Origin of the sequence: Streptomyces sp. Y7 (assembly GCF_043195415.1) — a bacterium.
Lineage (GTDB): Bacteria > Actinomycetota > Actinomycetes > Streptomycetales > Streptomycetaceae > Streptomyces.
The window spans coordinates 26,457-45,669 of record NZ_JBIDDQ010000028.1 but is presented as its reverse complement, the minus strand read 5'-3'; the positions used below and the strand labels follow the sequence as shown (position 1 = coordinate 45,669).

The window sequence follows — 19,213 nt, the reverse complement described above, 5'->3', positions numbered from 1 at the left end:
CGTGCGGCGTCCGCGGGCGCCGGCCGGCCCTCGGACCGGCCGGCGCCCGGGCGTCAGCGCGCCCGTTCCACTCGCCGCTCGTCCCACACGGGCTCGGCGGTCTCCCGTACTCGTCCGTCGCTGCCGAAGACCAGGTAACGGTCGAAGGAGCGGGCGAACCAGCGGTCGTGGGTGACGGCGAGCACCGTGCCCTCGAACGCCTCCAGGCCCTCCTGGAGGGCCTCGGCGGACTCCAGGTCGAGGTTGTCGGTGGGCTCGTCGAGGAGCAGGGCCGTGACGCCCTGCAGCTCCAGCAGGAGGATCTGGAAGCGGGCCTGCTGGCCGCCGGAGAGCCGGTCGAACGTCTGCTCGGCCTGCTGGGTCAGCTCGTAGCGGCGCAGCCGGGACATCGCGGCGCCCCGGTCCTGGGCGTGCTCCTTCCACAGGATGTCCAGGAGGGTCCGGCCCAGCAGCTCGGGGTGCGCGTGGGTCTGGGCGAAGTGTCCGGGCACGACGCGCGCGCCGAGCTTCCACTGCCCGGTGTGCGCCACGTCCTCGCCGGCCAGCAGACGCAGGAAGTGCGACTTGCCGGAGCCGTTGGAGCCGAGGACGGCGACACGCTCGCCGTAGAAGACCTCCAGCGAGAACGGCTTCATCAGCCCGGTGAGTTCGAGGTTCTCGCAGGTGACGGCCCGTACTCCGGTGCGGCCGCCCTTGAGCCGCATCCGGATGTCCTGCTCGCGCGGCGGCTCCGGCGGCGGACCCGCCTCCTCGAACTTGCGCAGCCGGGTCTGGGCCGCCCGGTAGCGGGAGGCCATGTCGGGGCTGTTCTCGGCTGCCTGACGGAGCGTCAGCACGAGCTTCTTGAGCTGCGCGTGCTTCTCGTCCCAGCGCTTGCGCAGCTCCTCGAAGCGGGCGAACCGGGCGCGGCGGGCCTCGTGATAGGTGCCGAAGCCGCCGCCGTGCACCCAGGCGTCCGCTCCGGCCGGCGAGGGTTCCACCGACACGATCTTCTCGGCCGCACGGGACAGGAGCTCACGGTCGTGGGAGACGAAGAGGACCGTCTTGCGGGTCTCCTTCAGGCGCTCCTCCAGCCACCGCTTGCCGGGCACGTCGAGGTAGTTGTCGGGCTCGTCGAGGAGCAGCACCTCGTCGGTGCCGCGCAGCAGCGCCTCCAGCACCAGCCGCTTCTGCTCGCCGCCGGACAGTGTGCGCACCTGCCGCCACTGCGCCTTGTCGTAGGGCACGCCGAGCGCGGCCGTGGTGCACATGTCCCACAGCGTCTCGGCCTCGTACCCGCGCACCTCGGCCCAGTCGGCGAGGGCCTGCGCGTACTTCAGCTGGGCGGCCTCGTCGTCGACGGTCATGATCGCGTGCTCGGCGGTGTCGACGGCCTGCGCGGCGGCACGGATCCGGGGCGGCGCGACCGACACCAGCAGGTCGCGTACGGTCGTCTCGTCCCGTACGGATCCCACGAACTGGCGCATCACGCCGAGGCCGCCGCTGACGGTGACGGTGCCGCCGTGCGGTTTCAGCTCCCCGGAGATCAGCCGCAGCAGGGTCGTCTTGCCCGCGCCGTTGGGTCCGACCAGCGCCACCGCGGCGCCTTCGCCCACCCGGAAGGACACGTCGCCGAGCAACGCCCTCCCGTCGGGGAGGTAGTACTCGAGGTGCGCGGCTTCCAGATGTCCCATGGAGCGGATTGTGCGGGCCGCACGGGAGGCCGGGCAAGCGCTTATTCCGTCGGGTGCGGGCTCGTCGTGGCTGGTCGGGCGCCTTCTCCGCGCCCCCGAGGTGTCCCGCGCGCCCGACGCCCGGACCGGCGCCCTACGGCGCGTCCTCGTCGACGACCTGCCCGGCCGGGCCGCTCTCACCGGCGGGAGCCACCACGGCCCCCGCCCACGACAGCGCCTTCCACCCGTCCTGCGGCGACCCCTCCAGAACCACCACGCCGGTGTTGTCCAGCGGGTGCGCGGCCGCGAAGGGGACGTCGACGTTGACCGCCCGTGCCGCCGTCCACATGCGGATCGCGGCGCCGTGACTGACCAGGGCCACCGTCCGGGCCCCGCTGTCCGCCGCCTCCGCGACCACGGTGTCGTAGCGCGCCAGCGCCTCGGCGCCGCTCTCGCCGCCCGGCATGCGCAGCTCCGTGTCGCCCGCCGCCCAGGCGAACACCGTCCGCATGTAGGCGTGCCCGGCCTCCGTGTCGCCCGGCAGCATCTCCAGGTCGCCCGCGAACACCTCGCGGATGCCGGCGCGGACGATCACGTCCAGTCCGCGGGCGGCGGCCAGCGGGGCGGCGGTGAGCTGGGTACGGACCAGGGTGGAGGCGTAGATCGCCTCGATGTCCTCGCCGGCCAGCGCGGCGGGCAGCGCGGCCGCCTGCCGTTCGCCGAGTTCGGTCAGGCCCGGACCGGGGACGGCCGTGTCGAGGAGGTAGTCCACATTGGTCGGGGTCTGGCCGTGACGGACGAGGAGCAGGCGCATCTACGGGTTCCTCCGTGTGTCGGTCACCACCGGCCGGACAGCAACCGGCCACTTCAGGGTACCCACCCCTGTATGAGCCCAGACGTCGACCTCACCGTCCTCAAGCCCGGCCGGCACGCCCTGCGCGACCGGTTCCTCTCCCTCGACTCGCGGCTGTTCGAGTTCGCCGCCGAGCAGCACTGGCCGTACGCCGAGCGGATCCTTCCGCGGCTGAGCAGGAGCGCCAACCACGGTCTGCTGTGGTTCGCGACGGGTGCCGTCATCGCCGCCAGCCGCACACCGCGGGCCCGCCGGGCCGCGGTCCGGGGCCTCGCCTCGCTGAGTCTGGCCTCGCTGACCATCAACACGGTCGGCAAGCGGTCGGTGCGCCGGTCGCGGCCCACGCTGGACCCCGTGCCGCTGGTCCGTCAGCTGAAGCGGCAGCCGATCACCACCTCGTTCCCGTCGGGGCACGCCGCCTCGGCGGCCGCGTTCGCCACCGGCGTCGCTCTGGAGTCCCCCGGCTGGGGTCTGGTGGTGGCCCCGATCGCCTGGTCGGTCGCGCTGTCGCGGGTGTACACCGGCGTGCACTTCCCGAGCGACGTCCTGGCGGGCGCCGCGCTCGGCGCGGGCGCCGCGTTCGCCGTCCGGGCCATGGTGCCCACGCGGGCCCGGCAGGTCCCGCCGGCCCGGCCCCGGACGGACGTCCCGGCGCTGACGGAGGGGGACGGTCTGATCGTCGTGGCCAACAAGGCGGCGGGCACCTCCGAACGGGTGCACGCCCTGCTGGACCTGCTGCCGCGCGCCGAGCTCGTCGAGTGCGAACCGGCGGACATCGGAGCCGAGTTGCGCAAGGCGGCGGCCCGCGCCCGGGTGCTCGGGGTGTGCGGCGGCGACGGCACGGTGAACGCGGCGGCCGAGGTCGCGCTGCAGCACGGTCTGCCGCTGGCCGTGCTGCCCGGCGGCACGCTGAACCACTTCGCCCTCGACCTGGGTGTGGAGGGCGAACGCGATCTCGGCCGGGCCATTCAGCGCGGCGAGGCCGTCCGCGTGGACGTGGGCCGTTTCAGGTCCGGGGCCCAGCAGGGTCTGTTCCTCAACACGTGCAGTCTCGGCGTGTATCCGGAGCTGGTGCGCGAGCGTGACCGCTTCTCGCCCCGGATCGGGTCCTGGCCGGCCGGGGTGGTGGCGGCGCTGCGCGTACTGCGTCGCGACCGTCATCCGCTCCAGGCCGAAGTGGCGGGCCGCTCGCACCCGTTGTGGCTGCTGTTCGCCGGGAACGGCACCTATCACCGGTTGGGTCTGGCGCCCGCGCGCCGGCTGAACCTCGCCGACGGCGTGCTCGACGTACGGGTGGTGCACGGCGGCCGGCGGCCCGCGCTGCGTCTGCTCGCCGCGGCCGTGGCGGGCCCCCTGACCCGCTCCCCCGCCCACGCGGCGGTCCAGGTCGGCAGGCTGCGGCTGACGGGTGTCACCCCCGGAGCGCTGCTCGCCTACGACGGTGAAGTCACCGAGGTGGGGGGCGAGGTGACGCTGGAGAAGCTGCCGGAGGCGCTGACGGTCTACCGTCCGCTGGCCGGCTCCTGATCCGCTCCCGGCAGCCGCGGTCCCACCGTCCTGACGCCCTGTCAGTCCGCATGGCAATACGCAGGTCTCAGCATTCGACATGCGGGCGTACGGTGTCGAGTACCGCACGGCGAGGCCGTGTGTCCTGCGAGGGCGAGGGGATCAGGCATGTCGAAGGCACGGCCGGACGCACACTCCGACGGGCGGGAGACCGCCGTCTACACGCACGGGCACCACGAGTCCGTGCTGCGTTCGCACACCTGGCGCACGGCGGCCAACTCGGCCGCCTACCTGCTCGACTCGCTGAAGCCGCACATGCGGATCCTGGACGTCGGCTGCGGTCCGGGCACGATCACCGCGGACCTGGCGGCCCGGGTCCCGCACGGGCGGGTCACGGGCGTCGACCGGGCCCCCGGGATCCTGGAGCAGGCCCGGGCCACGGCCGCCGGGCGCGGTCTGACGAACGTCGACTTCGCGGTGGCGGACGTGCACGCCCTGGACTTCCCGGACGGGACGTTCTGCGTGGTCCACGCCCACCAGGTGCTGCAGCACGTCGGGGATCCGGTGGGCGCGCTGCGCGAGATGGCGCGGGTCACCAGGCCGGGCGGCCTCATCGCGGTCCGCGACTCGGACTACGCGGCCATGGCCTGGTACCCGCCGTCCCGGGGCATGGACGACTGGCTGGACCTGTACCGCCGGGTCGCCCGCGCCAACGGCGGCGAGCCGGACGCCGGACGGCGGCTGAAGTCCTGGGCGCTGCGGGCGGGGCTCACCGGCATCACGGCGACATCGAGCACCTGGACCTTCTCGACCGACGAGGAACGGGCCTGGTGGAGCGGGCTGTGGGCGGATCGCACCCTGGCCTCGGCGTATGCCGAGCGGGCCACGGAGGGCGGACACGCGACCGCCGAGGAGTTGCGCGCGGTGTCGGAGTCCTGGCGGGAGTGGGGGCGGCGCGACGACGGCTGGTTCAGTGTCCCGCACGGGGAGATTCTGTGCCGTAAAGGAGCCTGAGTCGCGCATTTCTGGAAACCCGACGAGCAGGAGGTTGGACTATGATTCCTATTCTGCTCGTGCTGCTGCTGGCGCTGATTCTCTTCGGCGCCGGATTCGCACTGAAGGCCCTGTGGTGGATCGCGGTCGTGGTGCTCGTCGTATGGCTTCTGGGATTCGTGATGCGTGGCACGACCACAGCAGGCGGCAGGGGCCGTTGGTATCGGTGGTGAGTTGATTTCGCTCCCCGGTCATGTCGTGGGAGTGCATTCCCCGTTCATTCCCCGCGGTTTCATTCCCTGGGGAGCAGCGGTCCGAGCGGCCCGAGGTCCAGATTCAGGTCCTCGGGCCGCAGCCCGTAGCGCTCGCGCAGTTCGGTCATCCGGTCGTCGAGCAACATGAGCGTGAGCCCGATCCGTTCCTCCTGCTCCTCGCTCAGATCGCCCTCGTCGAAGCGGCGCAGCGCTTGGCGCTCCATGAGCTGGCGGAGCAACTCCACGACCGTCAGGACGAGTTTGACGAGGTCGCGTTCCACAGTGTCGGGGTCGAGATCCATCCGGTTGCGATGTGAAGTCACGTCAACTCCTCCCAGGGGGACGGGACCTTCTCGTTGACGGAGCTGATCAACGCGTTCAGGTCGATGCGGACCAGGTCGACGTCGGCGATGCGCAGGGTGATGTCCCCCGTGACCACGACGCCGCCGGCGAGCAGCCGGTCGAGCAGGTCCACGAGGGCGATCTCACGGCGTTCGACGACGGTCACCGCTCCACCCCCGTCTCCTCGGCGAACTCCGCGGTGAAGGAATAGGCCGCCCAGGGCCCGGTGAGTTCCACCCGGATTCCGGGGACGTCGTCTTTTTCCCGGTCCACCAGTTCCACGAATTCCTCGGAATCCGCGCGCGGCACCAGATAGGCGGCGTTCAGCACGTTCTGGCCGGACGCGGTGGAGAGCGCGGCACTCTGCGGGGCATGCAGCCGGGAATCCTCGGCGAAGGCGGAAAGCGTTTCGTGGAGTCGGCCGGAGAATTCCGTGGCCCGCTGCCACACGTCCTCGTGAGCGCGGGTCTGCATCCGGCGCCGGCGCAGATAGTCACGGCCCGACCCCGCCCCGTGCTCGGGCGGGCCGGGCTCGGCGGGCTCGGCGGCTTCCGCGGGCTCTCTGTCGACGTACACCTTGACGCCCCACTCCACCCGCCCCTCCAGCCGGTCCAGGACGCGCCGGAAGTCCTCCTCGCGGGCCTCCATCATGGTCCGTACGCCGCTGTCGTCCCGGAAGACGGTGGCGAGCCGCAGCGGCAGCGGGGTGGTGACGGCGGTGAGCGCGTCGATGACCTGCTGATGTGCGCGTGCGGTGACCGTGAGCCAGTCGAGGTCCTCCAGATGGGCCCGCAGCGGTCCCTCGGCGAAGTCCGCCTCGGGCACCGAACTGACGACGGCGACCAGGCCGTGGTGCGTCAGCTGTTTCGGCGGCGCGCCGGCGACGCCCGTGAGCTGGGCCTGGAGGGCGGAGCGAAAGGGGCGGCACACGGCGTACACATAGCGCAGCGCGGTCACGAGGTCTCCTCCTGCTGCTGTTCGCGGGCGGGCTCCAGCTGGGCCAGGCGCTCACGCAACTCGGCGTTCTCCCGTGCGAGTTCGTTGCGACGGGCGCGGGAGGACAACGCGGGGTCGTCCTCCCACCAGTCGATGCCCATCTCCTTCGCCTTGTCGACGGAGGCGACGATGAGGCGGAGCTTGATGGTCAGGAGCTCGATGTCGAGCAGGTTGATCCGGATGTCGCCCGCGATGACGATGCCCTTGTCGAGCACCCGCTCCAGGATGTCCGCGAGGTTCGCGCTGCTGCCCTGGCTGTAGGGCTCGGGCAGCCTGCTGGACATCGTCATCGTCGGCTCCCACCGCCCGCGTACTCGGCTTCGTCCTCGTCCTCGTACTCGGGCTCCTCGTCGTAGGCGTCCTCAGGCTCTTCCTCGCCCTCGGCGGCCTCCTCCTCGTCCTCGTACTCGCCCTCCGGTTCCTCGTCCTCGGGCTGCTCCTCGTCCTCGTACTCGCCCTCGGGCTCCTCGTCCTCGGCGTACTCGTCGGTCTCGCCGGTCTCGTCGCCCTCGCCCTCGTCCTCCTCGTTCCCTTCGTACTCCTCCTCGTCCTCCTCCGCGACCGCGTCCTCATGGCTGCGGACGACCTCGCCGTCGCGGATCTCCCCGCGCCAGCCGTCCTCGGCCTCTCCCTTGAGGGTGATGAAGCGGACGAAGTTCTTGAGGTCGAGCCGGGCCCGGCGGCCCTGGGCGCGCCAGATGTTGCCGGTCTTCTCGAACAGGCCCTTGGGGTAGTACTCGATCACCAGCAGGACCCGGGTGAGGCCCTCGGTGATCTGGTGGAAGGACACGACACCCTTCGTGGTGCCCTTGCCACCCTCCGAAGTCCAGGCGATCTTCTGGTCCGGCACCTGCTCGGTGGTGTGCGCCTTCCAGCTGCGGTTGGACCAGAACACCTTCATCTGCCAGTCGGAGGTCGTGTCGTCGGCGCGGTTCGCGCTCTTCACGCCCTTGGCGAAGGTGCTGAAGTCCTGGTACTGCGTCCACTGGTCGTAGGCGGTGCGCAGCGGCACACCGACGTCGATGTACTCGATGATGACCGTGGGCTTCTTGCCCGCCCCGCCCTTGTTCTTGCCCTTGCCGCCCCCTCCGAGGTTCTTGAAGGCGTTCACGACGTTGTCCTTTGCACGGGTGGCGCCCAGTTCCAGTGCGCTGCGCAGCGGTCCCTTGCCCTCGGCGAGCTTGCGACCGCCGTCGAGGGCGAGCTGGGCGAAGCCGGGGCTGCGGCCCTCGGCGATGTCGTTCAGCTTGACCGTGGTCTCGCCGAGTTTGCGGCCGGCCCCGGTCAGCAGCCGCGTGGCCTGTGCCGCGAGGTACTCCTGGAGCTCGGCCTTCAACCGGTCGGCCGCTTCGCTGTTGGCCAGGCCGGACAGGGGTTGCTTCGCCGTGTCGCGGGCCGCGGAGCCCGCGGATCCGAGTGTTTCGGTCATGACCCGTCACCGCCCTTCGACCGACGTGCCGCGGCCGTCTTCCTGGCCGCCGACCTGGGAGCGCCGGTGCGCTTGGCGGCCGCCTTCTTCGCGGGTGTCGTCTTCTTCGCGGGGGCCTTCTTGGCCGCCTTCTTCGCTGTCTTCTTCGGCGTGGCCTTCTTCGCCGTCGGCTTGCGGGACGGCTCCTGACGGTCGTCGTCCTCCTCGGACTCCTCCCGCGCCGCCTCCGGCTCGGCACGGTCCTCGTCCGCTTCCTCGTCCGCTTCCTCGTCCGAGCCGAGATCCGGCGTCGGCACCGCGCCCGTCAGCTGCTCGCGCACCTCGGCGGTACGGCCGTGCAGCCGGTCGGCGAACGCGTCGAGCTGACGCTCGACCATCGCGCCCGAGGCCGCCTTGCCCACGCCCCGCAGGTCCTCACGCAGCTGGTCGCCGATCTCCTTGAACTGCGGGTTGTTCTGCAGTTGCTGCGACACCAGGTCCGCGACGGCCCGCGGGCTCAGATTCATTCGCTTGCCCGCCACCAACGTGCCCAGGGCGAACGCCAGTTTCATCTTCTTCGTACGTCCGAGGACGTATCCGGCCCCTACGGCGAGGCCCAGTCCCACTCGGTTCATCATGCCGTCCCGTCACTGTTCCCGTACCCTGCGCGCAGGCCTGTCTCGAGGCGCTCCAGGAGTTCGTCCTCCTGGCGGTCGAACTCCTCCTCGTCGATCTCGCCCGCGTTCAACCGCTCCTCGAGCCGTGCCAGTTCGGCGCGCACGGCGTTCGGGTCGTAGTAGATGCGTTCCGCTTCCTGCAGCACCTGTCTGACCACCCATCCGCTGCCGCGCACCGGGGCGAACGGCAGCAGCAGCACTTCTCCGATCAGTCCCACGGAACTCACTCCTCCGCGCTCTCCGGGCCGACCGTGGTGCCGGCGGGCTCGGCGGGGCCGGGCTCGACGAAGCTGTACGGCGGCAGCGGGCCGTTGACGCGCAGTTCGAGATGCGGGTGGCCCTTGCGCAGCTGTTCCACAGCGGTGAGGAAGGTCTCGGCCTCGTCGCGGGCCACCAGGAAGGACACGTTGGCGAGCCAGCCGCTGGACTCGGGGCCGACGCTGACGGCGTCCGCGGCCGGTTCCAGGGTGTGCTGCACATCGGTCGCGTCCTCGACCTCCTGGGCCCTGACGGCGGCCACCACCATCTCGCCGAGCTGCAGCCGCTGCTCGTAGGTGCCACCGCCCGCCTGCCGGTTGGCCTCCGTCAAGGCCCGGATCTCGGGGCTCGACGACATGACGCGGTGCAGCACGGCCTCCTCGGCGTGCGACGCCTTGACGTTGTACTCGACCCGGCCGTCCAGGGCCGTCAGCCGCTCCTTGTAGTGCTCGGCGCGTTCGGCGAGCACGGAGGCGACGGTGTCCTCGTCGGGGGCGACGCTGCCGAACCGCATGGGCAGCACGCAGCCGGCCGCCCCCACCTCGGCGAGCACGTTGGAATGGGCGAGCAGTTCCCTGCGCTTGGGACGCAGTCCCTCGGGCGCCTCGCTGACCAGGGCGGCCAGCTCTCCCTGCTTCAGTACGCGCACCGGGCGCGCCGGGTCACCGACGCCGCCCATGTCCTCGGGAAGCGCGGGGTGGGAGCTCGCGGTGATGCCGTACACGTACGTACTCACTCCTGCTCCTCCTTCCTGCGCGACGTCGTGGACTTGCGGGTGCGCTGCCTGGGTCGCTCCTCGCCTTCGTCACGTGCCTGCTTGAAGGCGTCCGAGATGGTCTCGGCGGCACCGGACAGCGCCCCCTTGGACTTGCCGCGCGCGCCGGACTCGGTGATCTCGCCGACCAGGTCGGGGAGCCCCGGGTCCTTGCGCGGGCCCGCCTCGAGGTCGAGCCGGTTGCACGCCTCGGCGAAGCGGAGATACGTGTCGACGCTGGCCACGACGACGCGGACGTCGATCTTGAGGATCTCGATGCCGACCAGGGAGACCCGCACGAACGCATCGATGACGAGTCCCCTGTCGAGTACGAGCTCGAGGACGTCGTAGAGGCCGCTGCTGCCGCCTCCGCCGCCGCTCTGCTGTGCCGGGACAACGGTCATACCAGCCGTTCCTCCTTGTTTTACGACGGTGTTCCTGGCGTGGGCGGACGACCTAGCGGCCGCCCTGCCTGTGTGCGTCGGAACGCCCACGCTCGTAGCGGCGTACGCGCCGGTAACCGGTGAGCTGTCCCTGCGGGTCGAGTTCGACCTGGTAGCTCGCCATCAGGCTCATGGTGTCGGGGACGCGGGACAGTTCCAGGACCTCGATCTCGAGGGCCCAGCCGTCCTCCGTCTGTTCGAAGGACGTCACCTTCTCCGCGTCCGCACCGGTGAGCTCGGCGAGCTGGGTCCGTGCCTGACGCAGGACCTCCATGGGGGCCGGCTTTCCGTCCGCCCCGCCCGTCTGCCGTCTGGATGACTTCTGTGTGTTCTGTGAATCATTCATGGGCGCCTCCTACGCCGAGTGGCCACAGTGGCGCCGGCCAAACCCGCGGCACGGATTCTTCGGGCCGCGGTGTCGTCACCTCAGCCCCGCAGGGCGTCGAGCCGGCGCCGGGCCGGTCCGAGCGCCCGGCCCCGGCGCAGCAGACCGGCCCACGGATCGGTGCGCGCCTGGTCCACGGCGTCGGCGATGGTCCAGCGGCGGGCGTCGAGGTCGGGCGCGTCCAGGTCGTCCCAGGTCAGGGGCGTGGCCACGGGGGCGCCGGGACGGGCGCGCACGGTGTAGGGCACCACCGCGGTCTGGGCGTAGGCGTTGCGCTGCACGTCGAGGTAGAGCCGGTCGCCGCGTTCCTTCTTGCGGGCGGCGGTGGTGAGCCGGTCCGGGTGGGCGTCGGCGAGCGCCTCGGCGACGGCCCGCGCGAACGCGCGCACCTCGTCGTAGTCCTCCTGACCCTTGAGCGGCACGACCACGTGCAGCCCGCGCGAGCCGGTGGTCATCAGCGCCGACGGCAGCTTCAGCGAGTCGAGCAGCTCGCCGAGCAGCCCCGCCGCCTCACGGACGTGCTCGAAGTCGTCGTCGGACGGGTCCAGGTCGAAGACCATCCGGTCGGGCCGGTCGATGCTGCCGGTGCGGGAGAGCCAGCGGTGGAGGGTGAGGCTGGCCTGGTCGGTGAGGTAGACGAGGGTCGCTGTGTCGTCGCAGACCGTGTGGCAGACGGTGCCGCCCTCCTTGGGCAGCTCGACGCGGGTGATCCAGTCCGGGTAGTGCTCGGGGGTGTTCTTCTGCATGAACCGGGGCCCGTCGAGCCCGTCGGGGTGCCGCTCCAGCATCAGCGGGCGGCCCCGCAGGTGCGGCAGCATGAACGGGGCGACGGACCGGTAGTAGTCGACGAGGTCGCCCTTGGTGTACTCCTTCGCGCCCTCGCCCCCGGGGAAGAGCACTTTGTCGGCCCGCTTGACCTCGACGGTACGACGGCCGGCCCGCACGCTCCTCGTGCCGCCCTCCGTCACCGGACGACCGCCTCCTCCACCAGCAGCTTGCCGGCGGCCGCGATGGACGCGGCGTCGATGCCGGCGGCGTGCAACTGCTCGTCCGGGGACGCCGAGCCCGGCATCGTGCGCACGGCGAGCCGGGCCAGGCGGGGAACCGGACGCCCGTCGACGAAGGCGTCCAGGACGGCGTCGCCGAGGCCGCCCTCCTCGTGATGGTCCTCCACCGTGAGCAGCAGGCCCGTCTCCTCGGCGGCCTGACGCAGTGTGAGCCGGTCGACCGGCTTGACCGAATACAGGTCGATGACCCGGACGAAGATGCCCTCGCGGGCCAGGACGTCGGCGGCGGCGAGCGCCTCGTGCACGGTGACGCCTGCCGCGACGACGGTCAGCCGGTCCTGGTCCCCGGCGCGCAGCACCTTGCTGCCGCCGACCGGGAACTCCTCGTCGGGGCCGTAGATCACCGGGGCGGCGCCGCGCGAGGTGCGCAGGTAGCGGATGCCGTCCAGCCCGGCCATGGCGGCCACGAGCTTCGCGGTCTGGTTGGCGTCGCACGGGTACAGCACGGTCGAGTCGTGCACGGCCCGCATCATCGCCAGGTCCTCCAGGCCCATCTGGCTGGGCCCGTCCTGCCCGATGGCGACGCCGGCGTGCGAGCCGACGAGGTTGACGCCGACGCCGCTGACCGAGGCCATCCGCACGAAGTCGTAGGCGCGGGTCAGGAAGGCGGCGAAGGTGGAGGCGTACGGCACCCGGCCGCGCGTGGCGAGCCCCACCGCGGCGGCGACCATCTGCTGCTCGGCGATGTAGCACTCGAAGAACCGCTCGGGGTGCGCCTTGGCGAAGAACTCGGCGCGGGTGGAGTCGCTGACCTCGCCGTCGAGCGCGACGACGTCGGAACGGGCGGAGCCGAGGGCGGCGAGCGCCTCGCCGTAGGCGTTGCGGGTGGCGACCTCCTCCCCCTTCTCCCAGCGGGGCAGTTCGAGGTGTCCGGCGGGCACGGCGTGCAGGGCGCGGGTCGCGGGCGGCTCGTGGACGCGGACCCGCAGATCGCGTGGTCCGCCGAGTTCGGCGATGGCCGCGTCGGCGTCGGGCAGCGGTTTGCCGTGCAGTCCCTCGTGGTCCTGGACGTCGCGGACGCCCTTGCCCTTGAGGGTGCGGGCGAGGATGACGGTGGGCTGGCCGGTGGTGGAGCGCGCCTCTGCGTAGGCGCGGTCGACGGCGTCGATGTCGTGCCCGTCGACCTCGACGGTGTGCCAGCCGAACGCCTGGAACCGGCGGGCGTAGGCGTCGAGGTCGTGGCCGTGCCGGGTCGGGCCGCGCTGGCCGAGCCGGTTCACGTCGACGATGGCGGTGAGGTTGTCCAGATCCTCGTACGCCGCGTGCTCGGCGGCCTCCCACACGGAGCCCTCGGCGAGTTCGGAGTCCCCGCACAGCACCCAGACCCGGTAGCCGGCGCGGTCCAGCCGCTTCCCGGCCAGCGCGATGCCGACGCCGATCGGCAGCCCCTGCCCCAGCGAGCCGCTCGCGGTCTCCACCCAGGGCACCCGGCGTGGGGTGGGGTGGCCTTCGAGGCGGCTGCCGATCCTGCGGAAGGTGAGCAGTTCGCCGTCCTCGATGGCGCCGACGGCCTTGTAGGCGGAGTACAGCAGCGGCGTGGCATGCCCCTTGGACAGGACGAACCGGTCGTTGCCCGGGTGTGCCGGCCGCTCGAAGTCGTACCGCAGATGCCGGGCGAGGAGAACGGCCATCAGGTCGGCGGCGGACATCGACGACGTCGGATGCCCGGACCCCGCGGCGGCGGAGGCCCGCACGCTGTCCACCCGCAACTGCTGGGCGAGCTCGGTGAGTTCGGCGGTGTTCATGTGTCTCCTTCCGAGGAGGCGGGCTTCGGCGGGGCGGGGGCCATGGGCTCGTCGGGACGCCGCTTGTGGACGGCCGGGGCGTCGGAGGAGGCGAGGCCGCCACCCGCCCCGGTGTCGGACCGGGCATCGTGATCCGCCGGGCCGCCGGTGGGCGGAGCGGGGTCCGCCGGGCCGCCGGCCGGTATCGGCTGGTGGCCTTCCGGGAGGTCCGGCTGCCGGACGGGACCCGGGGGTTCGGAGTGCTCGGCGGCGTGCGGGTCCTGGATACGGTCCGCCGCTTCGGTTCCTTCACCGGCGTGCGGCCCGCTCCCCTCGCGCGGCGCGCCGGCCTTCTCGCGGCTCCCCGGCACCCGGGCCAGTTCGGGCGAGGCCGTGTCCAGCGGCACCGACCACGACCGTACGAGTCCCAACTGGACCGCCTGCCGCGGCAGTACGGCGTCCAAGAGCCAGTCGGCGGCCACGCGCACACGGTTGCCGGGCATCGCGGCGAGGTGGTAGCCGCGGGTGACCGCGCCCGCGGCCACTCCGGACAGGGGGATGCCGAGCGGGTTGGCGGCCGCCTTGACGCCGCCGAGGTCGACGACGAAGCCCAGGTCGCGGTGGCGGTAGGCGCGCCGCTCCCCCAGACCGAGCGACGCGGCGACGTTGTGCGCGACGGCCTTGCCCTGCCGCCAGGCGTGCTGGGCGGTCATCGGCGTGTACGCGCCGGGCTTCTCCAGGTCGGGCACGGCGGCGGCGTCCCCGGCGGCGAACAGCCCGGGCCGGCCCGGCACCTGGAGGTGCGGGTCGACGAGCAGCCGGCCCTTCTCCAGGGGCAGTCCGAGCGACTCGGCGAGCGGATCGGGCCGTACGCCGACGCACCACACCAGGGTGCGGGTGTCGACGAACTCGCCGTCGGTCAGCAGCACCCCGCGATGCGTGGCCTCCTTGACGGAGGTGCCCATGCGCACCTCGACGCCGCGCTGACGCAGCACCCGGTCGGCGGTGCGCGACAGGTTCTCGTCCAGTTCGGGCAGGACGCGCTCGGCGATGTCGAGCAGCAGCCAGCGCGGCCGCACGCCGGCCCGCAGGGGGCGCCTGCGGACCTGGGAGTCGGTGAAGAGCTTGCCCTGCGCGGCGACCTCGGTCCCGGTGTATCCGGCGCCGACCACGACGAACGTGCAGCGGGCCGAGCAGCTCGCGGGGTCGTCGGCGGCGGCCGCCAGCTCCATCTGGCGGGTCACGTGGTCCCGCAGGTACAGGGCCTCGGGCAGGCCACGGAAGCCGTGCGCGTGCTCGGCGACGCCGGGGATGGGCAGCAGCTTGTTGACGCTGCCCGCGGCCAGGATCAGCCGGTCGTAGGGCAGGGTGCCGCCCTCGCCCTCGGGGCCGGTGTACCGCACGGTCTGCCCGTCGAGATCGATCGCGTCGGCCTCGCCCAGCACGAGCCGGACGTCCGGCAGGGTGCCGGTCAGCGAGACGGTCACCCTGCGTGGTTCCAGGATGCCCGCGGCGACCTGGGGCAGCAGGGGCAGATACAGGAAGTAGTCGGTCGGGTTCAGCAGGGTGATGTCGGCTTTGTGCCGGGTGAGCCGGGACAGGACGCGGGCCGCCCGGTACCCGGCGAATCCGGCGCCGACGATCACGATGCGGGGTCGACTCACGGTGCGCCTCCGACGCTGTCGCGTACCTCGGGAGACTTCCGCGTCCCCCGGGCCGGGGCCGCCAAACGTCCGCCCGGACAGCCTCGGACCTCGGCGCCGCCGCCCTGGCCGGCGCGGTTTCCGGCGGGGCCTGCGGGTACCCGGACGGCGATCCGTCCGCGCCGCCTGGGCGGCAGTCCCGGCAGATGTCCCGGAGGTGTCCCGCATGCCCGCGTACGGCCAGGTCACGGCGAGCCCGCGGTGCCGTACCACCCGCCCCCGGCGCCCCTGCGCCGCGGTGGTGACGGCGGACGGGCCGGCGCGATGAAACTCCGTCTCCCCGTCATCTCCGTCTATACGGTCCCCACCGACGCCCCGGAGGCGGACGGCACCCTCAGCTGGAACGCCACGACCGTCGTGATCGCCGAGGTGAGCTCGGGCGACGAGACCGGCACCGGCTGGACGTACGGTCCGGCGGCGGTCGGCGACTTCCTGCGCGACCATCTCGCTCCGCTGATCGAGGGCCGTGGCGCCCTGGACATCCCGGCGGCGCACGACGCGATGTGCCGCGCGATCCGCGACGCGGGCCGGCCGGGCGTCGCCGCGTGCGCGATCTCGGCCCTGGACATCGCCCTGTGGGACCTCAAGGCCCGCCTCCTGGAGCTGCCGCTGGCGCGGCTGCTGGGGGTCTGCCGGGAGCGTGTCCCGGTCTACGGCAGCGGCGGCTTCACGACGTACCACGACAAGCATCTGGCCGCGCAGCTGAACGGCTGGGTGCACGGCCAGCACATTCCACGCGTGAAGATCAAGATCGGCGAGGACCGGGGCGCTGCGGCCCCGCGCGACCTGGACCGCGTCCGCACGGCACGCCAAGTGATCGGTCCCGAGGCGGAGTTGTACGTGGACGCCAACGGCGCCTACACCCGCAAGCAGGCGGTCCGCGTCGGCCACCGCCTCGCCGAGCACGACGTCGGCTGGTTCGAGGAGCCGGTGTCCTCGGACGACCTGACGGGGCTGCGGCTCGTCCGTGACAGCCTGCCGTGCGACGTCACAGCCGGTGAGTACGGCTATGACCTGCCGTACTTCGCCCGCATGATCTCGGCCGGCGCGGTCGACTGCCTCCAGATCGACGCCACCCGCTGCGGCGGTCTCACGGAGTTCCTGCGCGCCGCGGCCCTCGCCCAGGCCCACGGCCTGGAGGTCTCGGCCCACTGTGCCCCGCACGCCCACGCCGCCGCGGCCGCCGCGATCCCCAATCTGCGGCACATCGAGTGGTTCCACGACCACGTGCGCCTGGAGGACATGTTCTTCACCGGTGCCCTGGACCCGACGGGCGGCACGGTCGCCCCGGTCCGGGGCCTCGGGCACGGGCTGACACTGCGGACGGAGGAGATGGAGCAGTACCGGGTCGCGTGACGGACCGGCCGGGCAAGCGCTCGCCGGTCACGACGACGGCCCTGCCGTGCTTCGGCAGGGCCTAGGGCCGCGGTCGCAGCCCGGTCACGCCCGGTGGTGCGGCTGCTCGGGGTCGATGTCGCCGGCGGGCGGCGTCCGCGTCCCGGTCGTGCCCGGCACCCCCACCTCCGGGGGCCCCGGCGGCATCGGCGGTGCCGGCACGCCGGGCCCGCTCGGCGGGGTGCCGCCGAGGGTGTCGCCGTGCGCGGCCCGCGCCGCCGTGTCCGACGACGGCCCGGACGCGGACGGCCGTGCCGCACCGCGCAGCAGGTACGCCAGCACACCGAGGATCACCGCGGTGATCAGCGCCGCGGCCCAGTCGGGCAGCGCGGCGGCGAGACCGAGTCCCAGCGCGAGCGCGAGGGCCGCGCCCGCGTACAGGGCGACGGCTCCGGACCCGGCGTACAGCATGGCCCGGCGGCGCTGCCGGCGCGTCTGCTCGCGCAGCTCGTCGCGCACGGTCTCCCGCGCCACCTGCGCCAGCTCGTCGACCAGTTGCTTGTCCAGATGCTCAAGATGATCCAGGCGATCCATGGGCACCGGGTACCCCTGCCCGCATGGGCATAACGGGGAGTGAGGGGATCACGTGAAACGATCTCCGTGTCCGGCCGCTCCCAACTAGGCTTCCCGCATGGACATTCTGGGAGCCACGCTGCGCGTATGCGTCGACGACCTGGAGACCGCGGTCCCCTTCTACGAACGCCTCGCCGGCGGCCGAGCGCTCCGCTTCGAACGCGGCGGTGTCCAGGTGGCGGCGATCGGCTGCTTCCTGCTGATGAGCGGCCCCGCCGCCGAGCTTGAGGTGCTGCGCAAGGTCGCCGCGACGATCGCCGTCAAGGACGTAGAGGAGACCCGCCAGGTGCTCAGCGAGCTGGGCGCCCACATCGTCGCCGGGCCGGTGGCGACTCCGGCGGGGCGCACTCTGATCGCGATGCACCCGGACGGCGCGATCTACGAGTACGCGGACCGTCAGGCGTAGCCCAGGGCCGCCACGACCACGTCGGTGAGCAGCGCCCCGGCCGTGCCCTCCGGGTCCAGATCGGGGTCGTAGATCGTGACGTTGAGACCGACGCAGTGCGCGGAGGCCAGCAACGGCCGCAGCAGCGCGACCAGTTCGTCGGGTGTGAGGCCGTCCGGGTCGGGGCTGTCCACGGCCGGCATGACGGACGGGTCGAGGACGTCGGCGTCCAGATGCACCCAGAAGCCGTCCAGTTGCGGGATCTCCAAGGTCTGCCGGGTGGCGGTGGCCAGCGCTTCCGCGCCCCATGTGCGCAGGTCCCCGACGGTCACCGTGGGAATCTTCAGGTCGGCGAGTTCGGCGCGCTCCTCCTCGAAGCAGTCGCGGATGCCGAAGTACCGGACGTCCTCGTCCCGCAGATAGGGCCGCAGCCCCTCCAGGTCCGTCAGGTCCTCCTGGCCGCGCCCGGTGGCCAGGGCGACCTCCTCGCCGCCCGCCGCACCGACCCGCTCGGAGTTGCCGGGGTGCCGGAAGTCGGGTGAGGCGTCCACGACGGCCAGCCCGTAGCGGCCTACACGCCGCAGCGCGAGGGCGGCGCCCAGGTTGATCGAGCAGTCGCCGCCCAGCACGAGCGGGAAGTCCCCGGCGCGCACATGCTGCTCGATGCGGTCGGCGAGCTTGCGCGTGTATCCGGCGAGGGCGGCCGCGTTGAAGACGCCGTCGCCCTCCCGCCAGTCCCCGCGGTCGTAGCGCGGCGCCACCACGACCCCACCCTCCAGCGCACGCAGCCGCTGTAGGATCCGCTGCTCCCGCAGGGCGCCCGCGAGCTTGTGGCAGCCGGGCACGGTACCGGGGGCGGGCGGGCGCAGGCCCAGGTTGGAGGGGGCGTCGAGCACCACGATATTCCGCATGCGCGCCATCCTCGCCGACGTACAGTCGAGCCTCAATGCCGAGGCACGGGAGCGGGAACATGAGCGAGCAGCACACCTACCGGGTGATCGTCCGGGGCACCTGGGACGGGCTCACCGACGAGGCCCGGGCTCGGCTGCTCGCCGAGGCGGGCGAGCACGGGATGACCAGCATGCGGTTCACCGAGGAGGGATCGCTCTCCTACGAGCCGTCCCCGCTCAAGCACTTCTCGATGCGCTACGTGGTGGTGTCCGACGCGGCCGACGGCGAGGAGATGGCGGGCGCGATCGCCGAGGACCGGGCCGAGCACGCGCTGCGGGAGCTGGGCTACGGCTTCGGCGGGCTGAAGTCGACGGTCACGGACCTGGACACGATGAAGATCAACTTCAAGTCTGCATCTCGGCGGTGATCGCCCACCGTTCGTGATCGCGCCAGGCCCCGTCGACGAAGAGCATCTTCGGCGAGAAGCCCTCCAGCCGGAAACCGCAGGCACGGGCGAGGGCGATGGAGGCGGCGTTGGCGGGCTGGACGTTGATCTCCAGCCGGTGCAGCCGCATCGGGCCGAAGGCGTGTCCCACGACCAGGTCCAGGCCCTGCCGCATCAGGCCGCGGCCGGCCGCGTGGGCGAAGGCGCCGTAGCCGAGGGCGCCGCTCTGGAAGGCGCCCTCGACGATGTTGTTGATGTTGACGAACCCGGCGATCATCCCGCCGTCGTCCTTCGCGCAGACCAGGAAGCCCGCCTTGGCGGGATCCTCGATCAGCCGCCCGGCATAGGCGGCGTAGGCGGCGTCGCTGTCCGGCGGGAAGAGCCAGGGGTGGTGCAGTTCCTTGCTCTCCCGGGCACGCGCGGTGAACTCGGATGCGTCCTCGTGGGTGAAGTGACGTATGCCCACGCGGGGGCCTTCGGCGAGATAGCGGGACGGGGGCTGCGGCATT

The 19,213-nt window shown here is 72.3% G+C and carries 24 protein-coding genes; 6 read left to right on the top strand and 18 right to left on the bottom strand.

The genetic code is table 11. The features are described 5' to 3' along the window. Nucleotides 1-53: 53 nt before the first annotated feature. Both ACGFW6_RS38285 and ACGFW6_RS38280 read right to left on the bottom strand, forming a co-directional pair. Entirely contained in the window at nt 54-1,673 is a 1,620-nt protein-coding gene (locus ACGFW6_RS38285) for an ABC-F family ATP-binding cassette domain-containing protein (RefSeq protein ID WP_393520747.1), read from the bottom strand. 133 nt (nt 1,674-1,806) lie between these two features. After that, entirely contained in the window at nt 1,807-2,466 is a 660-nt protein-coding gene (locus ACGFW6_RS38280) for a histidine phosphatase family protein (RefSeq protein WP_393520745.1), read from the bottom strand. 72 nt (nt 2,467-2,538) lie between these two features. Between ACGFW6_RS38280 and ACGFW6_RS38275 the strand changes: the two genes are divergently transcribed. The 3 genes from ACGFW6_RS38275 to ACGFW6_RS38265 all read left to right on the top strand — a co-directional run bounded on the left by ACGFW6_RS38275 (nt 2,539) and on the right by ACGFW6_RS38265 (nt 5,237). Further along, nucleotides 2,539-4,032 (top strand): bifunctional phosphatase PAP2/diacylglycerol kinase family protein, encoded by a 1,494-nt coding sequence (locus ACGFW6_RS38275; RefSeq protein ID WP_393520743.1) that lies wholly within the window; start codon nt 2,539-2,541, stop codon nt 4,030-4,032. A 147-nt stretch (nt 4,033-4,179) separates the two neighbouring features. Next, nucleotides 4,180-5,025, top strand: a complete 846-nt coding sequence (locus ACGFW6_RS38270) for a class I SAM-dependent methyltransferase (protein ID WP_393520741.1) — start codon at nt 4,180-4,182, stop codon at nt 5,023-5,025. Between the two features lie 41 nt (nt 5,026-5,066). Further along, the gene (locus ACGFW6_RS38265) at nt 5,067-5,237 is read left to right on the top strand and encodes a hypothetical protein (protein WP_030953082.1); all 171 of its coding nucleotides are present in this window, start codon (nt 5,067-5,069) and stop codon (nt 5,235-5,237) included. Between the two features lie 59 nt (nt 5,238-5,296). On the opposite strand, the gene ACGFW6_RS38260 is transcribed toward ACGFW6_RS38265, so the two are convergent. From ACGFW6_RS38260 to ACGFW6_RS38200, 13 genes are all read right to left on the bottom strand, one after another. Beyond that, nucleotides 5,297-5,581 carry a gas vesicle protein K gene (locus tag ACGFW6_RS38260; protein WP_147995902.1) on the bottom strand — a complete coding sequence of 95 codons (285 nt, stop codon included), beginning with the start codon at nt 5,579-5,581 and terminating at the stop codon, nt 5,297-5,299. Further along, nucleotides 5,578-5,766, bottom strand: coding sequence for a gas vesicle protein (locus ACGFW6_RS38255; protein WP_393520738.1), 189 nt, complete (start codon nt 5,764-5,766; stop codon nt 5,578-5,580). The genes ACGFW6_RS38260 and ACGFW6_RS38255 overlap by 4 nt, the downstream gene beginning before the upstream one ends. Beyond that, nucleotides 5,763-6,557: a GvpL/GvpF family gas vesicle protein gene (locus tag ACGFW6_RS38250; RefSeq protein WP_393520736.1), complete on the bottom strand. Its 795-nt coding sequence runs from the start codon at nt 6,555-6,557 to the stop codon at nt 5,763-5,765. The genes ACGFW6_RS38255 and ACGFW6_RS38250 overlap by 4 nt, the downstream gene beginning before the upstream one ends. Next, on the bottom strand, nt 6,554-6,886 hold the full coding sequence (locus tag ACGFW6_RS38245) for a gas vesicle protein (protein ID WP_393520734.1): 333 nt from the start codon (nt 6,884-6,886) through the stop codon (nt 6,554-6,556). The genes ACGFW6_RS38250 and ACGFW6_RS38245 overlap by 4 nt, the downstream gene beginning before the upstream one ends. Then, nucleotides 6,883-8,025: an SRPBCC family protein gene (locus ACGFW6_RS38240; RefSeq protein ID WP_393520732.1), complete on the bottom strand. Its 1,143-nt coding sequence runs from the start codon at nt 8,023-8,025 to the stop codon at nt 6,883-6,885. Before ACGFW6_RS38240 ends, ACGFW6_RS38245 begins: the two co-directional genes overlap by 4 nt. Continuing rightward, on the bottom strand, nt 8,022-8,639 hold the full coding sequence (locus ACGFW6_RS38235) for a DNA primase (protein WP_393520846.1): 618 nt from the start codon (nt 8,637-8,639) through the stop codon (nt 8,022-8,024). Before ACGFW6_RS38235 ends, ACGFW6_RS38240 begins: the two co-directional genes overlap by 4 nt. Then, a complete protein-coding gene (locus ACGFW6_RS38230) occupies nt 8,639-8,899 on the bottom strand; it encodes a gas vesicle protein GvpG (protein WP_393520730.1) in 261 nt (86 codons plus the stop codon). Before ACGFW6_RS38230 ends, ACGFW6_RS38235 begins: the two co-directional genes overlap by 1 nt. Before the next feature lie 5 nt (nt 8,900-8,904). After that, a complete protein-coding gene (locus ACGFW6_RS38225) occupies nt 8,905-9,675 on the bottom strand; it encodes a GvpL/GvpF family gas vesicle protein (RefSeq protein WP_393520728.1) in 771 nt (256 codons plus the stop codon). Beyond that, entirely contained in the window at nt 9,672-10,097 is a 426-nt protein-coding gene (locus tag ACGFW6_RS38220) for a gas vesicle structural protein GvpA (protein WP_393520726.1), read from the bottom strand. The genes ACGFW6_RS38225 and ACGFW6_RS38220 overlap by 4 nt, the downstream gene beginning before the upstream one ends. Before the next feature lie 52 nt (nt 10,098-10,149). After that, the gene (locus ACGFW6_RS38215) at nt 10,150-10,482 is read right to left on the bottom strand and encodes a gas vesicle protein (RefSeq protein WP_393520724.1); all 333 of its coding nucleotides are present in this window, start codon (nt 10,480-10,482) and stop codon (nt 10,150-10,152) included. 80 nt (nt 10,483-10,562) lie between these two features. Continuing rightward, nucleotides 10,563-11,489, bottom strand: a complete 927-nt coding sequence (gene ligD, locus ACGFW6_RS38210; protein WP_393520722.1) for a non-homologous end-joining DNA ligase — start codon at nt 11,487-11,489, stop codon at nt 10,563-10,565. Further along, nucleotides 11,486-13,333 carry a transketolase gene (locus ACGFW6_RS38205; protein WP_393520720.1) on the bottom strand — a complete coding sequence of 616 codons (1,848 nt, stop codon included), beginning with the start codon at nt 13,331-13,333 and terminating at the stop codon, nt 11,486-11,488. The genes ligD and ACGFW6_RS38205 overlap by 4 nt, the downstream gene beginning before the upstream one ends. Next, complete coding sequence (locus ACGFW6_RS38200) at nt 13,330-14,976, bottom strand: FAD-dependent oxidoreductase (RefSeq protein ID WP_393520719.1); 1,647 nt, start codon at nt 14,974-14,976, stop codon at nt 13,330-13,332. Before ACGFW6_RS38200 ends, ACGFW6_RS38205 begins: the two co-directional genes overlap by 4 nt. A 303-nt stretch (nt 14,977-15,279) precedes the next feature. Here ACGFW6_RS38200 and ACGFW6_RS38195 point away from each other — a divergent pair, with 303 nt between their 5' ends. Next, nucleotides 15,280-16,371, top strand: coding sequence for an enolase C-terminal domain-like protein (locus tag ACGFW6_RS38195; RefSeq protein ID WP_393520717.1), 1,092 nt, complete (start codon nt 15,280-15,282; stop codon nt 16,369-16,371). 84 nt (nt 16,372-16,455) lie between these two features. Here ACGFW6_RS38195 and ACGFW6_RS38190 read toward each other — a convergent pair whose 3' ends face one another. Then, complete coding sequence (locus tag ACGFW6_RS38190; protein ID WP_393520715.1) at nt 16,456-16,944, bottom strand: phage holin family protein; 489 nt, start codon at nt 16,942-16,944, stop codon at nt 16,456-16,458. 97 nt (nt 16,945-17,041) lie between these two features. Between ACGFW6_RS38190 and ACGFW6_RS38185 the strand changes: the two genes are divergently transcribed. Then, entirely contained in the window at nt 17,042-17,389 is a 348-nt protein-coding gene (locus ACGFW6_RS38185; RefSeq protein ID WP_393520713.1) for a VOC family protein, read from the top strand. Here the strand turns inward: ACGFW6_RS38185 and ACGFW6_RS38180 are convergent. Continuing rightward, a complete protein-coding gene (locus ACGFW6_RS38180) occupies nt 17,380-18,279 on the bottom strand; it encodes an arginase family protein (protein ID WP_393520711.1) in 900 nt (299 codons plus the stop codon). The two genes, ACGFW6_RS38185 and ACGFW6_RS38180, sit on opposite strands and share 10 nt — an antisense overlap. 59 nt (nt 18,280-18,338) lie before the next feature. On the opposite strand from ACGFW6_RS38180, the gene ACGFW6_RS38175 reads away from it, so the two are divergent. Next, entirely contained in the window at nt 18,339-18,686 is a 348-nt protein-coding gene (locus ACGFW6_RS38175; RefSeq protein ID WP_393520709.1) for a DUF6204 family protein, read from the top strand. Here ACGFW6_RS38175 and ACGFW6_RS38170 read toward each other — a convergent pair. After that, nucleotides 18,664-19,212, bottom strand: coding sequence for a GNAT family N-acetyltransferase (locus ACGFW6_RS38170; protein WP_393520707.1), 549 nt, complete (start codon nt 19,210-19,212; stop codon nt 18,664-18,666). The two genes, ACGFW6_RS38175 and ACGFW6_RS38170, sit on opposite strands and share 23 nt — an antisense overlap. Between the last annotated feature and the right edge of the window lies 1 nt (nt 19,213).